The organism is Streptomyces sp. WMMB 322 (assembly GCF_900090145.1).
Taxonomy (GTDB): Bacteria; Actinomycetota; Actinomycetes; order Streptomycetales; family Streptomycetaceae; genus Streptomyces.
In genome coordinates this window covers 202,929-218,000 of sequence record NZ_FMHI01000007.1, presented here as the reverse complement: position 1 = coordinate 218,000, position 15,072 = coordinate 202,929, and the positions used below count along the sequence as shown (strand labels likewise).

Sequence of the window (15,072 nt, the reverse complement as noted above, 5' to 3'; positions counted from 1 at the left end):
TCAATCCCCTGAAGGTCCTCAGGCCCGAATGCTGCGCCACGGTCCGGCCCGCCTCGCTGCGGAGGAAGTGTGACGACCCCGGAGGGCGGTGCACCGGAGTCCGGGGCCGAGTTCCCCGCCGACTTCCTGTGGGGAAGCGCCACAGCCGCCCATCAGGTCGAAGGCGGCAATGTCAACAACGACTGGTGGGAATACGAACACGATCCTTCGACCGCGGCCATCGAGTCGTCCGGCGACGCCATAGATCATTACCACCGCTACGCCGACGACTTCGCGCTGCTGCGGTCCCTCGGGCACAACGCGCACCGGCTCTCTCTCGAATGGTCGCGCATCGAACCGGCTCCCGGAGAGTTCAGCGCTGCTGCGCTGGCGCACTACCGCCGCGTGCTCGGCGCGTTGGCCGACGCCGGGCTGACCGGGTTCGTCACGCTGCACCACTTCACGGTTCCCCGGTGGTTCGCCGCCCGGGGCGGCTGGCTCGCCCCGGATGCGGTCGAGGTGTTCGAGCGGTACTGCGCTCGCGTCGCCGCCGAGCTCGGCGACCTCATGCCGTTCGTATGCACCGTGAACGAGCCGCAGATGGTTGCCCTGCACGGGTATCTCGAAGGCCGGTATCCGCCCGGCGTCACCAACGCCGCCCTGTGGAAGCGCGTCGGACGTGTACTGCTGGAGGCTCACCGGTCAGCGGTGCGGGCCATGCGAACCGGTGCGGGGGAGTCCAGCGCCGGTCTCGTCGTGCAGCTGCCGCTGCTGGCACCGGCCCGACCGGACGACGAGAGCTGCCAGGCGTTCTGCCGGGCCATGCGCGAGGAGATCGTCGACCTGTATCTCGACGGTCTCGCCGGACCGGACCGGGGGGCCTGGCTCGGGGTGCAGTACTACCGCAAGCAGTGGGTCGACCCGGCATGCCCGACGCTGTTCGCGCCACCTCCGCCCGGAACGCGGACGAGCCAGATGGGCTGGGCTGCCCATCCCGACGGATTCCGGCAGATGCTCCACCGGGCCTCCGAGACCGGCCTGCCTCTGTACGTCACCGAGAACGGCGTGGCCACGGAGGACGACGCGGAGCGCGTCGGTTACCTCATCTCCCACCTCGCCGCCCTCGCGCGGGCGAGGAGGGAGGGCGCAGATATCCGCGGCTATCTCCACTGGTCGGCGTTCGACAACTTCGAATGGTCGGCGGGCTACGGTCCGAAATTCGGCCTTGTCGCCGTCGAGCGGGACAGCGGTTTCGCCCGCGTGCCCAAGCCCAGCGCGTACGTCTTCGAGCGCATCGCGCGGACGGGCCGTCTCGATTCCACGGACGGCCGGGGCGGAGCACCGGCGCCATGACAGGACGAACTGCCGCGTCGTCGCCGGAGATCGCTGCTGAGCGCGAGGGCTGCGCCTCGACCGCCGATGTCGCGCATCGAATCGCGAGCGTGTCAGTGGGCTCAGGAATCGAGCACGGCGGCGACGGCCTCGATCTCGACGAGTTGGTTCTCGTAGCCGAGCACGGTGACGCCCATCAAGGTGCTGGGGACGTCGTGGTCGGCGAACGAGTCCCGGACCACCTCCCACGCAGCCACCAGGTCCTCCTGCCGGGCCGACGCGACGAGGACCCTGGTACTGATGACGTCCTGGAGCGACGCACCCGCGGAAGCGAGAGCAGCCTGCATGTTCTCGACGGCCTTCGTCGCCTGACCCGCGTAGTCCCCGATCGCCGCAGTGGAGCCGTCATCGTTCAGCGGACACGCCCCGGCGAGGAAGATCAGACGTGACTCGGCCGGCGCCGTGGCCGCGTAGGCATACTCGGCGACGTCGGACAGGGAGGCGCAGCGGATCAGAGTGATGGCGCGAGGCATGGTCGGTGGGTCCTCCCCCGTCGGGTGTCGAGCAGGACGGACATCCTGCCAACGCCTTGACGGGTCCGGCTCTCCATTTTTCGCCGCCCCACGGCAGTGCCGTCACTTCTCCTCGACATCACGAGTCGAATGATCACCAACTGACTCCGGACCCCATCGGCAAGCGCTGTCCCCAGAGATCGACAAAGCCCCGGAACGGTGTGCGTCGCCATGCCGCGCACGTGGTGATTGCGCATCGAACCTGGAATTGCGCGTCCGGTGCGCATCGAGAGCCGACGATTGCGCATCAAATCGCGGACCCTGCACCGGTCACAGCCGGTTCACAGCCGGGCGGCCTTCAGGGTCATGTGCAGCAGCAGCCGGGCGCCGCCGTCGTCGAGGCCGAGGCCGGTGAGGGATTCGATGCGCGAGAGGCGGTAGTAGAGCGTCTGACGGTGTATGCCCAGCGCCGCGGCGGTCCGTCCCGCCTGGCCCGCGTGGTCGAGGAACACCTCGGCCGTGCGCGCCAGTTCGCGGTGCGCCGGCTGCAACAGCGGTGCGACTGCCGCGTCGTGGGCGGCGTCCGCGGGCAGGGAGGCCAGCAGCCGGTACGGGCCGATCGCCTCCCATTCGGCGACCGGCCCCAGCCGCTCCGGTTCCGCGCCGGCGGCCCGCGCCGCGGCGAGCGCCTCCCGCCAAGCCGTGGCGGCGCCGGAGAGCCCGCGGCGCGGTGCGCTGATGCCCGCGGCGGCGGGGGAGCGCGGCACGCGCAGCAGCTGCTCGGCGGCCGTACGGGCCGGGGCTCGGACCTCCGCCGAGCGCAGCCGCACCACGGCGGCGAGCACCGGTTGCCGGTCCGGCGCGCGCGCCGGACCGGACCCGGCTGGAGGACCGGACCCGGCTGGAGGACCGGACCCGGCTGGAGGGCCGGGCCGGGGGACGCGGGCCGCAAGGACGCACCGCGCCATCACATGCGGCAGAACAGGTGCGGCCGCCGGCGCGGAACCCGCGGAGTCGCCGCTCGCCCCGCCCGACGGCCAGGGGGCCACGGCCAGGAGCGCCAGAGGCCCCGAGGCAGCCGGGCCGAGCAGCTCGGTCAGCTGGGCCGCCGACTCCTCGGCCCTGCCCCGGTCGTCCTCGGTGAGCGCCTCCCGCAGCAGGTCTCCGGTGCGTGTCTCGGCCTGTGTCTCAGCCGCCAGCAAGGTCCCGATCCGCGACGCCACCGCCATGGCCGACGCGAGCCGGGGGTCGGCGAGGTCGAGCGCCCCGTCGTCCATCAGCCAGATGTAGCCGTGGACGACGCCCCGGTGCCGCACGGGGAGGCAGATGCGTCCGTGCTCCACACCGGCCGAGGGTTCGGGGTCGATGCGTACGGGGCCCGTGGCCCTGGTGATGCCGAAGCTCTCGAACCATTCCCGGACCTCGGGGCTGGAGCGGCGCCCCAGGATGGAACGCCTGCGTACCGGGTCCAGGGCGGGTTCGTCGCCCTCGCCGTCCCCCTCGTGGGCGCCGAAGGCGATCAGGGCGAAGTCGCGCGCCTCGAGTGTCGCCGGGGTGCCGAGCAGCGCGCAGACCTCGTCGATGAGTGCCTGGTAGTCCTCGCGCATGGCCATCCCGCTGTCCCGCTGTCCTGAATCGTGCCGATGTGACGCCCGTGCCGCAGCCGAGCCGACCGCCGTGCCGCCGTGCCGCGGCACCGTCGCGCCGGAGCGACGCCGTGCTGTCGTGCTGTCGTGCGGTCCGCCTCCGCTCGTCGCGGGCGGCCCGCCGCCACCATTCTCGTACAGATGTCTGAGATCTGGGACACGGATGCCTGACAGCTGTCGATGGCCGCGGAATGGCGCGATCCTTAGATTCAGGGTGGCTTCCGACGCCGTTGCGCTCCGCTCCCCCGTGCACCGTTCCGGTCCGGGCGAACGGACCCCCGCAAGACGCCAGGAGCGCGAAGAAGTACGTCAGTGGAGGTGCCCGTGCTCGGTCCAGTGCTCCTCGCCGCCGCGCGCAGCGACGGCATCCGCCGCTTCGTCTCGTCGACGCCGGTCACCCGCCCCGTCGTCAACCGCTTCGTGGCGGGCGAGCGGCTGGGGGCGTGCATGGAGAGCGTGCGGTCGCTGACCGGCCGCGGTCTCGACGTCACGCTCGATCACCTGGGCGAGGACACCACCGTCCGCGCGGAGGCGCTGCGCAACCGCGACGCCTATCTCGCCCTGGCCGAGGCCCTGGCGGGGGAGGGCCTGGGAGCGCGGGCCGAGCTGTCGGTGAAGCTCTCGGCCTTCGGCCAGGTGCTCCCGGACGGCGGCCACGACATCGCGCTCGCCAACGTCCGGCCGGTTGTCGAGGCGGCGGCCGAGGCCGGCACCACCGTGACGCTCGACATGGAGGACCACACCACCGTGGACTCCACCCTCGCGATCCTCGCCGAGCTGCGGAAGAGCTTCCCGCAGACCGGGGCCGTGCTGCAGTCCTACCTCTTCCGCACCGAGGACGACTGCCGGGACCTGGCGGGGGAGGGCTCGCGGGTACGGCTGGTGAAGGGCGCGTACGACGAACCGGCGTCGGTCGCCCACCGGGACAAGGCCGAAGTGGACCGTGCCTACGTGCGATGCCTGAAGATCCTGCTCTCGGGCAAGGGCTATCCCATGGTCGGCACGCACGATCCGCGGATGGTCGCCATCACGCAGGAGCTGGCGCGGCGACTCGGGCGCAAGCACGACGAGTTCGAGTTCCAGATGCTCTACGGCATCCGGGAGAGCGAGCAGTCGAGGCTCGCGGCCGAGGGCCACCGGATGCGCGTCTACGTCCCCTACGGGACCGACTGGTACGGATACTTCATGCGGCGCCTCGCGGAACGTCCGGCCAACCTCGGATTCTTCCTCCGCTCGCTCGCCACCCGCGGCTGAACACCCAGACAGTGCCCTCGTACGAAGGAGAGACGGCAGCCATGGACGCTGTGACCCAGGTCCCCGCCCCGTACAACGAGCCGGTCCACACCTACGCGCCCGGCAGCCCCGAGCGCGCCCGGCTGGAGCGCAAGCTCAAGGAGCTCGCCGAGAACCCGGTCGATCTGCCGATGACCATCAACGGCGAGAAGCGGATGGGCGGCGGCGCACGCGTCGACGTCGTGCAGCCGCACAACCACGGCAAGGTGATCGGCACCTACGCGAACGCCACCAGGCAGGACGCGCAGGACGCCGTCGACGCCGCGCTCGCCGCCGCGCCCGCGTGGCGCGCGATGTCCTTCGACGACCGCGCCGCGATCATCCTCAAGGCCGCCGAGCTGCTGTCGGGCCCGTGGCGCGAGACGATCGCGGCCTCGACCATGCTGGGCCAGTCCAAGACGATCCAGCAGGCCGAGATCGACGCCCCCTGCGAACTGATCGACTTCTGGCGCTTCAACGTGCACTTCGCGCGCGAACTCCTCGCCGAGCAGCCCCCGATCCAGCCCAAGGGCGTGTGGAACCGGCTCGACCACCGGCCGCTGGAGGGCTTCGTCTACGCGATCACGCCCTTCAACTTCACGGCCATCGCCGGGAATCTGCCCACCGCGCCCGCCCTGATGGGCAACGTGGTGGTCTGGAAGCCCTCCCCGACGCAGACCCACTCCGCCGTGCTCCTCATGGAGATGCTGGAGGAGGCCGGCATGCCGAAGGGCGTCATCAACCTCGTCACCGGTGACGGGAAGGACGTCTCCGAGGTGGCGCTGCCCCATCCGGACCTGGCGGGCGTGCACTTCACCGGCTCCACGAAGACCTTCCAGTACCTGTGGAGGACGATCGGCGAGAACATCGAGCGCTACAAGTCCTATCCGCGCATCGTCGGCGAGACCGGCGGCAAGGACTTCATCGTCGCCCACCCCACCGCCGACGCCGCCGTGCTGAAGACGGCGATGGTGCGCGGGGCCTTCGAGTACCAGGGCCAGAAGTGTTCGGCCGCCTCCCGCGCGTACATTCCCCGCTCGCTGTGGGACAGCGGCCTGAAGGACGAACTCCTCGCGGAGACCGAGGGGTTGGCGATGGGCGACGTCAGCGACCTGTCCAACTTCATCGGCGCCGTGATCGACGACCGCGCCTTCGCGAAGAACAAGGCCGCCATCGACCGCGCGAAGCAGGACCCCACCTGCGAGATCCTCGTCGGCGGCGAGTACGACGACTCCACGGGCTGGTTCATCAAGCCCACGGTCATCGCCTGCACCGACCCGGAGAACGAGGTCTTCTCCGAGGAGTACTTCGGCCCGATCCTCGCCGTGCACGTCTACGAGGACGGCGACTGGGAGCCGATGCTGGAGCAGATGGAGTCCGTCGCCGCCTACGCCCTCACCGGTGCCGTCCTCGCCAGGGACCGGGCGGCGCTGGCCGAGGCGAGCGAGAAACTCCGCTTCGCCGCGGGCAACTTCTACCTCAACGACCGCCCCACCGGCTCGATCGTCGGCCAGCAGCCCTTCGGCGGCGCCCGCGCCTCCGGCACGAACGACAAGGCGGGCTCGAAGTTCAACCTGCTGCGCTGGATGTCGCCGCGTGCCATCAAGGAGACCCAGGTCGCGCCGACCGACTACCGCTACCCGCACATGGGCTGACCGCGGGCACCCCGCGGCCCGGCACCCGTTCGTACGGTGCCGGGCCGCGGCGCCCGGGCCCGTTCGTCGGCTCCCCGCGTCCTGCTGACGTCCGGCTGTGTCCCCCGACGCTCCGGCAGCCGGGCGCCGTTCGGGCGCAGGCCCGGTACCGGCTGCGGCTCCGGCCGGGCCGCCGGCCGCCTGCTAACGTCCGGCACATGCCCATCCGTGCGGTTCTGTGGGACGTCGACGACACCCTCTTCGACTACACCGGCTCCGACCGCGCCGGCGCGCTGCGGCACATGAAGGCCGAGGGGCTGTTGGACCGCCACCCCTCGCCCGAGGCCGCTCTTGAGCGCTGGAAGCAGGTCATGAACGAGCAGTTCGCCCGCTTCCTCTCCGGCGAGCTGGGCTTCCACGAGCACCGCAGGGAGCGGGCGCGCAGCTTCCTCGGCACTTCCCTGACCGATGAGGAGGCCGATCTCTGGTTCGGCCGCTACGTCACCTTGTACGAGCAGGCCTGGACTCTCTTCCCCGACGCCGTTCCCGCCCTGGATGCACTCACTCCCGCGTACCGGCACGGCGCGCTCTCCAACTCCTCCACGGCCAACCAGGACCGCAAGCTGCACCGCCTGGGCATCCGCCGGCGCTTCGAAGTCCTGCTCTGCGCGGACGAACTCGGCCACGCCAAGCCGGCACCGGAGGCGTTCCACGCCGGCTGCGAGGCGCTCGGGCTGCCGCCCTCGGAGGTCGCCTACGTGGGAGACCGGCACGACATCGACGCGCGTGCTGCCGACGAGGCGGGGCTGAGCGGCGTGTGGATCGACCGCTCCGGCGCCCCCCACCCCGGCCCGGTGGCCGGGGTGCGCAGGATCACCGGGCTCGCGGAGCTGCCGGGTCTGCTCGCCGCCCTTCCGTAGCGCGGGGCCGCGTGAGGCAGGCGGCCGACGGCTCCGGAGGACCGGGAGCCGACGGGGCGGAGCCCTCGGTGGCCGGATCCGAGTGGTGTTCGTCTCAGATAGTAGGAAGGCCAACTAATTGGCGAGACATCACGGCGTCCGGGTTCTATCTTTGTGGAAGCCGAACGTTCTCGCTCATCCAGCGAGCGGCGGTCGAGGCCCGGTGCACCGGCGCAGGTGATCCCTGACGCACCGTTCCGCCCCCGCCCCTTCCGGCAGCACCAGCCCCGCCTTCCCTTCTTGAAGTCTTTCTTGAAGCCCCTGTGTGCAGAAGGAGTTGCTGATCATGGATGAGACCGCACGCCGCCGCCTTCGTCACAACGCCCGTACGAGCCGTGACGCCGAGCGCAGGCAGGCCGCCGCCGCCCTCCAGCGCGCTCTCGACCGCCGGGACAACGGCGGGGCCACGGGCCACTGACGGCCGCTCAGCCCGCACATGCCGGACCGGCGGTCCGTTGGTCCGTTGGTCCGGCATGTGGACCGAAGTGTCAGCTCCTGGGACGGCAGGTAAGGTCGCCGCATGTCTCGCACCATCAGCCTCGCAGTGATCCCCGGTGACGGAATCGGCCAGGAGGTCGTGGCCCAGGGCCTGAAGGTCCTCACCGCAGTCCTCCCGCAGGACGTGAAACTGGAGACGAAGCACTACGAGCTGGGTGCCAAGCGCTGGCACGCCACGGGCGAGACCCTCACGGACGCGGAGACGGAGCAGCTCCGGCAGCACGACGCGATCCTGCTCGGCGCCATCGGCGACCCGAGCGTGCCCTCCGGGGTCCTGGAGCGCGGGCTGCTGCTCAAGCTGCGGTTCGCGTTCGACCACTTCGTCAATCTCCGGCCGTCGAAGCTCTTCCCGAACACGGACACGCCCCTGGCCGGGCGCCCCGACATCGACTTCGTGGTCGTGCGCGAGGGCACCGAGGGCCCGTACGTCGGCAACGGCGGCAGCATCCGCACCGGCACGCCCGCCGAGGTCGCCAACGAGGTCAGCGTGAACACCGCCTACGGGGTGGAGCGCGTCGTCCGTGACGCGTACGAGCGCGCGCAGGCCCGTCCCCGCAGGAAGCTGACCCTGGTGCACAAGAACAACGTGCTCGTGCATGCGGGCCACCTGTGGAAGAACACCTTCGACAGGGTCGGCGAGGAGTACCCGGACGTCGCCACCGACTATCTGCACGTCGACGCAGCGACGATCTTCCTCGTCCAGGACCCCGCGCGCTTCGACGTGATCGTCACCGACAACCTCTTCGGCGACATCATCACCGACCTCGCCGCCGCCGTGAGCGGCGGTATCGGCCTCGCCGCCTCCGGCAACATCAACCCGACCGGCGAATACCCGTCGATGTTCGAGCCCGTTCACGGCTCCGCGCCCGACATCGCCGGCACGGGCAAGGCGGACCCGACGGCCACCGTCCTCTCCGTCGCCCTGATGCTCCGGCACGTCGGCCTGGAGGCCGAGGCCGCCCGCGTCGAGGAAGCCGTCACGAATGACCTCGCCGAGCGCTCCGGGGCACGGACCACGGACGAGATCGGCGACGCCCTGGCGACGCGAGTATCCGGCTGACCCGGCGCAGGCTCTCGCCGGGCATCGGTGCCCGGCCGCTGTTCCAGTGGGGGGTCGGGGTGCCACCATCCATGCAGGGGCCGCCCACCCGGACTCCCTCTGCGAGCCTCCGCGGGTGATAATCGGACTCGGGGCTGACGCATGAGTGAAAGCTCGGACGTCCCAGTACCACGACGGAGGGCGTACGGGAGCGCGGTCCGCCACGACACACAGTGAAGGACGCGCTCACATGACGACGCCTCGAATCGACTTCGACCTCAAGCCCTCCTCGCAGCCGCTGCCTGCTGCGGAGCGCGAGGCTGTGCTGGCCGACCCGGGCTTCGGCCGTCATTTCACGGACCACATGGTCACGATCAAGTGGACCGAGGGCCGTGGCTGGCACGACGCACAGCTCCAGCCGTACGCCGCGCTGCAACTCGACCCCGCCAACATGACGCTGCACTACGCACAGTCGATCTTCGAAGGGCTGAAGGCGTACCGGCAGCCGGACGGGTCGGTCTCCGCGTTCCGCCCGGACGCCAACGCCCGCCGCTTCCAGCGCAGCGCCCGCCGCCTGGCCATGCCGGTCCTGCCGGAGGAGACGTTCATCGAAGCGTGCGAGCTGCTGGTCCGGCAGGACAAGGACTGGGTGCCGGGCAGCGGCGAGGAGTCGCTCTACCTGCGGCCCTTCATGATCGCCACCGAGGTGGGCCTCGGGGTGCGGCCCGCCAACGAGTACCTGTTCATGCTGATCGCCTCGCCCGCCGGCTCCTACTTCCCCGGCGGCGTCCAGCCGGTGTCCGTCTGGCTCTCCCAGGAGTACGTGCGGGCGGCGCCCGGAGGCACGGGTGAGGCCAAGTGCGCGGGCAACTACGCCGCTTCGCTGGTCGCGCAGGCGGAGGCCGCCGAGCAGGGCTGCGACCAAGTCGTGTGGCTGGACGCGATCGAGCGCCGCTTCATCGAGGAGATGGGCGGCATGAATCTGTACTTCGTCCACGGCTCCGGCGCAGACGCCAGGATCGTCACGCCGTCGCTCACCGGGACGCTCCTGCCCGGCATCACCCGTGACTCGCTGCTCACGCTCGCCGCCGACCTCGGGTACCGGACGGAGGAGGCCCGGCTGACCGTCGACGACTGGCGTGAGGGCAACGAGAGCGGCACCATCACGGAGGTCTTCGCCTGCGGCACGGCAGCCGTGATCACCCCTGTCGGGGAGGCGAAGTCCGCGAGCGGCGCATGGAAGGTCGGCGACGGGCAGCCCGGCGAGATCACCATGCGGCTGCGCGAGGCCTTGCTCGCCGTGCAGACGGGGCACGCCGAGGACCGGCACGGCTGGATGCGGTCGCTGGCCTGACCTCGGCCGGCGGGCCGGAAAGCGGTGTGGCGACGCACGCCGCCGCGGGCGTGCGGGCGGACGGCTGCCGGGCCAGCCTCCGCACCCGCCCGGACCGTCGCCTCCGCGGCGGTCCGGCCTCCGGTCACCGGGGACGGGCGCGCCGGGCTCGGGGCCTGTTTGCGGGCCCCCGGGCCGTCTGCCGCCCGGCCCGCCCGGGCCGCGGTTCGCCCCCTGGCGGGGCGTGGGCGCGCCTGTGCGCACGCAGTTTCCGCATCGTGAGACACCTTGCGAGCCGCTGCCCGGTCTGTGCGAGACTCCCTCCGTGTCCTCGTTCGCCATGATTATCGGCAGCAGGCGCGCCGGTCCGCAGTGACCGGTTGCCGCAGGAAGAACCGTGCGGCAGCCGTCACCGTCTCCCAGACCCGCGCGCCAGACCTCTCGCACCCGCGAGGGGTCTTTTTGGTTTCCGGCCCACCCGCATCCGGAACCGGCGGCCCGAGGAGGAAGCAGGACAGAAGCAGGACAATCGAGGGACAAGCGGGCCCGGAATCACGGATCTCCCCCTCGTCTCCCAGGAGCACAGCATCCAACAGGAGCCACAGCCGTCATGAGCATGCTCGCCCCGGACGACAACTTCCACATCTTCGACACCACGCTCCGCGACGGAGCCCAGCGCGAGGGCATCAACCTGACCGTCGCCGACAAGATGACCATCGCCCGTCACCTCGACGAGTTCGGCGTCGGCTTCATTGAGGGCGGCTGGCCGGGGGCCAACCCGCGCGACACCGAGTTCTTCGCCCGCGCCCGCGCGGAGATCGACTTCAGGCACGCGCAGCTCGTGGCCTTCGGCGCCACCCGCAAGGCGGGAGTGCGGGCTGCCGACGACGCCCAGGTCAAGGCGCTGGTGGACTCCGGTGCCCCGGTCGTCACGCTCGTCGCGAAGTCGCACGACCGGCACGTCGAGCTGGCGCTGCGCACCTCCCTCGAGGAGAACCTGGAGATGGTCCGGGACACCGTGGCGTACCTGCGGGAGCAGGGCCGCCGCGTCTTCGTGGACTGCGAGCACTTCTTCGACGGCTATTTCGCCGACGCCCGCTACGCGAAGCAGGTCGTGCGCACCGCGCACGAGGCCGGCGCCGACGTGGTCGTGCTGTGCGACACCAACGGCGGGATGCTCCCCGCGCAGGTCCATGCCGTCGTACGCACCGTCCTCGCCGACACCGGCGCCCGCCTGGGCATCCACGCGCAGGACGACACCGGCTGCGCCGTGGCCAACACCCTCGCGGCTGTGGACGCGGGCGCCAGCCACGTCCAGTGCACGGCCAACGGCTACGGTGAGCGCGTCGGCAACGCCAACCTCTTCCCCGTCACGGCGGCGCTCCAGATCAAGTACGGCAAGCAGGTGCTGCCCGAGGGCGCGCTGCAGGAGATGACGCGCATCTCGCACGCCATCGCCGAGGTCGTCAACCTCGCGCCCTCCACGCATCAGCCGTACGTCGGCACCTCCGCCTTCGCGCACAAGGCCGGACTGCACGCCTCCGCGATCAAGGTCGATCCGGATCTGTACCAGCACATCGAGCCGGAACTCGTCGGCAACTCCATGCGGATGCTCGTCTCCGACATGGCCGGACGCGCCTCGGTCGAGCTGAAGGGCCGGGAGCTGGGCTACGACCTGGAGGGCGACCGGGACCTGGTGGGCCGGATCGTGGAGCGCGTCAAGGAGCAGGAGCTGAAGGGCTTCACCTACGAGGCGGCGGACGCCTCGTTCGAGCTCCTGCTGCGGGACGAGGTGCACGGCCGCCCCCGGCGCTTCTTCCGCCTGGAGTCCTGGCGGAGCATCGTCGAACAGCGTCCCGACGGCGACCAGGCCAACGAGGCCACGGTCAAGCTGTGGGCGAAGGGCGAGCGCATCGTCGCCACCGGTGAGGGCAACGGGCCGGTCAACGCCCTGGACCGGGCGCTGCGCAGCGGGCTGGAGCGGCTGCACCCGGAGCTTGCCCGGCTCTCCCTCGTCGACTACAAGGTCCGCATCCTCGAGGGCGGGCACGGTACCGACTCCACGACGCGAGTGCTGGTCTCCATGAGCGACGGCGGTGCGGAGTGGTCGACTGTGGGCGTGGCGGACAACATCATCGCCGCGTCGTGGCAGGCCCTGGACGACGCCTACACGTACGGGCTGCTGCGGGCGGGCGTCGAACCGCACGAGTGAGCGAGGTCCGGGCCGGAGTCGCCCGGCGGCGACCGATGCGTTTCCGGTCCGGGCCCTGCTGAACGCGCTTGCTCCGTGAACACCCCCTGCCCCATTGTCCGTTGGTGCGGCGGCTGCTAAACCGACGGGGGACCCGAGAGGTCTAAGCCACTTCGAGAGGGGTACAGCCGTGCCGTCCATTCCGATCTGGCCCAGACGCACCTTCCTGGCCGCCTCCGCCGCAACAGCAGCAACCGCTCTCACAGTGACATCGCCGACGGCGCCTCCGGCCGCCGCGCTCGGCCGTGCGAGGCGCCAACAGGAGCCGGCCGCCGACGACTTCGCCGCGCTGCGCGAGCGCTGGCTCCGGCTGCGGCTCGGCCACGGCTTCGATCCCGGGGCCGAGCCGTACGCGTCGAGGCTGGCGGAGACCGGTGAACAGGCCGGTGCGCTGCTGGAGCAGATGCGGCCGGCGGACGACTCCCTCTTCCCGGAGTACCCCTTCGACCCGCCGTCCGGGATCACGCAGTCCTACCAGCGGCTCGCGACGATGACCGAGGGCTACGTCCAGCCCGGCACGGGCCGCACCGGCGACCCCCGCCTGCTCGACGCCGTGCGGACCGGGCTGGCCCATGTGCACGAGCGCGTCTATCACGCCGGCACCGAGCCGTACGGCAACTGGTGGGAGTGGCAGATCGGCAGCCCGCGCCTGCTGCTGGACATCGTCGCGATGCTCCACGACGAGCTCGGGGCCGAGCAGCGCGGCCAATTCCTCGCCGCCGTCGACCACTTCCTCCCGGAGTCCGTGTTCGACGAGTACACGGGACGCTCCACCGGTGCCAACCGCGTCGACTTCTGCCGCGTCTACGCGGTGCGCGGCATCCTCGGCGAGGCCCCCGGCAAGATCGCTCTGGCGACGGCCTCCCTCTCGCCCGTCTTCCCGTACGTCACCGAGGGGGACGGGCTCTACGCGGACGGCTCCTTCATCCAGCACACATGGGTGGCCTACTCCGGGACGTACGGCTACGTGCTGCTCGACGGCCTGGGCAGGCTCTTCACCCTGCTGGACGGCACGAGTTGGGAGGTCACCGACCCGGCCCGCCGGATCATCCTGGACAGCGTGGACAACGCCTATGCGCCGCTGCTGTACGACGGGCTCATGATGGACAGCGTCAGCGGCAGGGCCATATCGCGCGGCATCCTCAAGAACGACACCAGGAGGATTCGGCAGAGCGACCACACGCGCGGGCATCAACTCATCGCCGCTGTCGCCCTGCTGGGCGGGGGAGCGGACGAGGCCCGGCGCAGGCGCTGGAACGCCATGGTGCGCGGCTGGACCGAGCGGGACACCGCGCTGCCGGTGCTCACCGATCCGCAGTTCGACGTGGCGGACCTGGCGCGGTTGCACGCGGTCGTGGACGAGGACGGGCAGGCGGCGCCGGAACCCGTGGAGCACCGGCTGTTTCCGGCCATGGCCCGGGCGGTGCACCGCCGTCCCGGCTGGTGCGCGAACGTCGCCATGGCGTCCGACCGCATCGCCTACTACGAGGCGGGCAACGGCGAGAATCCACGCGGCTGGCACACCGGCGCGGGGATGCTCTCCTGGTGGGGACCGTCCGGAACGCTGGACCAGTACGCCGACGACTTCTGGCCGACCGTCGACTGGTACCGGCTTCCCGGCACGACCGTCTCCACCAAGCGACTCCCCGACAACGCCGGAGGCGAGTGGGGGGAGCCCAAGCCGGACGCCCGGTGGGCCGGCGGCGTCACCGACGGCGAATTCGCCGCCGTCGGCCAGCATGTGAAGGGACTGGAGAGCACCCTCACGGCTCGCAAGTCCTGGTTCTGCCTCGACGACGAGATCGTCTGCCTCGGCGCAGGCATCACATGCGAGGACGGCACGGAGGTGGAGACCGTCTTCGACAACCGCAACCTGGGAGCCCCCGCGAGGACCGCCGGGGCCGTTGCCCTCACCGTGGACGGACGGGCGTGGGACACGGGTACGCGCGGCACCGGTCGGCCGCGGACCGCCTCCCGCGCCGGCTGGGCTCATCTGGAGGGCCACGGCGGCTGGATCTGGCCGGGCGGCACACGGCTGCGTGTGCTGTGCGAGGCGCGCACGGGCGCATGGTCCGACATCAACGAGGGAAGCGTCGCCGATCCCGTCACGCGTCGCTATGTGACGTTGTGGACCAGCCACGGCAGCGATCCCCACGACGCCGGCTACGCCTACGTGCTGATGCCCGGCGCCGGGGCGGAGCGTGTCGCCGCGCGCGCGGCGGACCGGCGGCGGGTCGTCGTCGACGCCAACACCGCGGCCGTGCAGGCCGTCAGCGTCCGGCACCTGGGGCTGAGCGCCGCGAACTTCTGGACCGCGGGGTCGGCGGGCCGGCTCACCTCGGGCGCACCGTCCAGCGTCCTGGTGCGCGCTGCCCGCGGCGGCGGACGGCGCACCGCCACCGTCCACGTGGCAGAACCTCCAAGGACCGGCGGGCCGTTCGAGGTGACGTGGCACCGTCCTGTGGGCGAGGTGCTGTCGGCGTCCGACGGCGTCGAGGTGCTCGGCACGGGGCGCTCGCTGCGGCTGCGCGTGACACCGGGGACGGCTGGTACGAGCGTGAGCTGTGCGGTACGGGTGCCTTGAGCTGCGGTTGTGCGGCTGGACCGGACGGCCCGC

11 protein-coding genes are annotated in these 15,072 nt (G+C 71.2%); 9 read left to right on the top strand and 2 right to left on the bottom strand.

Going from position 1 to position 15,072, the window contains the following annotated elements:
- Positions 1–69 precede the first annotated feature (69 nt).
- Positions 70–1,332 carry a glycoside hydrolase family 1 protein gene (locus H180DRAFT_RS14170; RefSeq protein WP_055486401.1) on the top strand — a complete coding sequence of 421 codons (1,263 nt, stop codon included), beginning with the start codon at positions 70–72 and terminating at the stop codon, positions 1,330–1,332.
- A gap of 101 nt (positions 1,333–1,433) precedes the next feature.
- Here H180DRAFT_RS14170 and H180DRAFT_RS14165 read toward each other — a convergent pair whose 3' ends face one another.
- Entirely contained in the window at positions 1,434–1,844 is a 411-nt protein-coding gene (locus H180DRAFT_RS14165) for a RidA family protein (RefSeq protein ID WP_055486400.1), read from the bottom strand.
- A gap of 320 nt (positions 1,845–2,164) precedes the next feature.
- Entirely contained in the window at positions 2,165–3,430 is a 1,266-nt protein-coding gene (locus H180DRAFT_RS14160; protein ID WP_055486485.1) for a PucR family transcriptional regulator, read from the bottom strand.
- A gap of 363 nt (positions 3,431–3,793) precedes the next feature.
- Between H180DRAFT_RS14160 and H180DRAFT_RS14155 the strand changes: the two genes are divergently transcribed.
- From H180DRAFT_RS14155 to H180DRAFT_RS14120, 8 genes are all read left to right on the top strand, one after another.
- On the top strand, positions 3,794–4,723 hold the full coding sequence (locus H180DRAFT_RS14155; RefSeq protein WP_055486484.1) for a proline dehydrogenase family protein: 930 nt from the start codon (positions 3,794–3,796) through the stop codon (positions 4,721–4,723).
- A 41-nt stretch (positions 4,724–4,764) separates the two neighbouring features.
- On the top strand, positions 4,765–6,396 hold the full coding sequence (pruA, locus tag H180DRAFT_RS14150) for an L-glutamate gamma-semialdehyde dehydrogenase (protein WP_055486399.1): 1,632 nt from the start codon (positions 4,765–4,767) through the stop codon (positions 6,394–6,396).
- A gap of 197 nt (positions 6,397–6,593) precedes the next feature.
- On the top strand, positions 6,594–7,295 hold the full coding sequence (locus H180DRAFT_RS14145) for an HAD family hydrolase (protein WP_055486398.1): 702 nt from the start codon (positions 6,594–6,596) through the stop codon (positions 7,293–7,295).
- A 325-nt stretch (positions 7,296–7,620) separates the two neighbouring features.
- On the top strand, positions 7,621–7,752 hold the full coding sequence (locus H180DRAFT_RS30795) for a hypothetical protein (RefSeq protein WP_302622444.1): 132 nt from the start codon (positions 7,621–7,623) through the stop codon (positions 7,750–7,752).
- 102 nt (positions 7,753–7,854) lie between these two features.
- Complete coding sequence (locus tag H180DRAFT_RS14140) at positions 7,855–8,892, top strand: 3-isopropylmalate dehydrogenase (RefSeq protein WP_055486397.1); 1,038 nt, start codon at positions 7,855–7,857, stop codon at positions 8,890–8,892.
- 229 nt (positions 8,893–9,121) lie between these two features.
- Positions 9,122–10,225 carry a branched-chain amino acid aminotransferase gene (locus tag H180DRAFT_RS14135; RefSeq protein WP_055486396.1) on the top strand — a complete coding sequence of 368 codons (1,104 nt, stop codon included), beginning with the start codon at positions 9,122–9,124 and terminating at the stop codon, positions 10,223–10,225.
- Between the two features lie 589 nt (positions 10,226–10,814).
- On the top strand, positions 10,815–12,416 hold the full coding sequence (cimA, locus tag H180DRAFT_RS14125; protein WP_055486395.1) for a citramalate synthase: 1,602 nt from the start codon (positions 10,815–10,817) through the stop codon (positions 12,414–12,416).
- Positions 12,417–12,585: 169 nt separating this feature from the next.
- A complete protein-coding gene (locus H180DRAFT_RS14120) occupies positions 12,586–15,039 on the top strand; it encodes a polysaccharide lyase 8 family protein (RefSeq protein WP_055486394.1) in 2,454 nt (817 codons plus the stop codon).
- Positions 15,040–15,072: the final 33 nt, after the last annotated feature.

Coding starts and splice junctions, on each gene's coding strand:
- H180DRAFT_RS14140 (WP_055486397.1), top strand. CDS start 7,855: ATGTCTCGCACCATCAGCCTCGCAGTGATCCCCGGTGACGGAATCGGC.
- H180DRAFT_RS30795 (WP_302622444.1), top strand. CDS start 7,621: ATGGATGAGACCGCACGCCGCCGCCTTCGTCACAACGCCCGTACGAGC.
- H180DRAFT_RS14165 (WP_055486400.1), bottom strand. CDS start 1,844: ATGCCTCGCGCCATCACTCTGATCCGCTGCGCCTCCCTGTCCGACGTC.
- H180DRAFT_RS14145 (WP_055486398.1), top strand. CDS start 6,594: ATGCCCATCCGTGCGGTTCTGTGGGACGTCGACGACACCCTCTTCGAC.
- H180DRAFT_RS14160 (WP_055486485.1), bottom strand. CDS start 3,430: ATGCGCGAGGACTACCAGGCACTCATCGACGAGGTCTGCGCGCTGCTC.
- cimA (WP_055486395.1), top strand. CDS start 10,815: ATGAGCATGCTCGCCCCGGACGACAACTTCCACATCTTCGACACCACG.
- pruA (WP_055486399.1), top strand. CDS start 4,765: ATGGACGCTGTGACCCAGGTCCCCGCCCCGTACAACGAGCCGGTCCAC.
- H180DRAFT_RS14135 (WP_055486396.1), top strand. CDS start 9,122: ATGACGACGCCTCGAATCGACTTCGACCTCAAGCCCTCCTCGCAGCCG.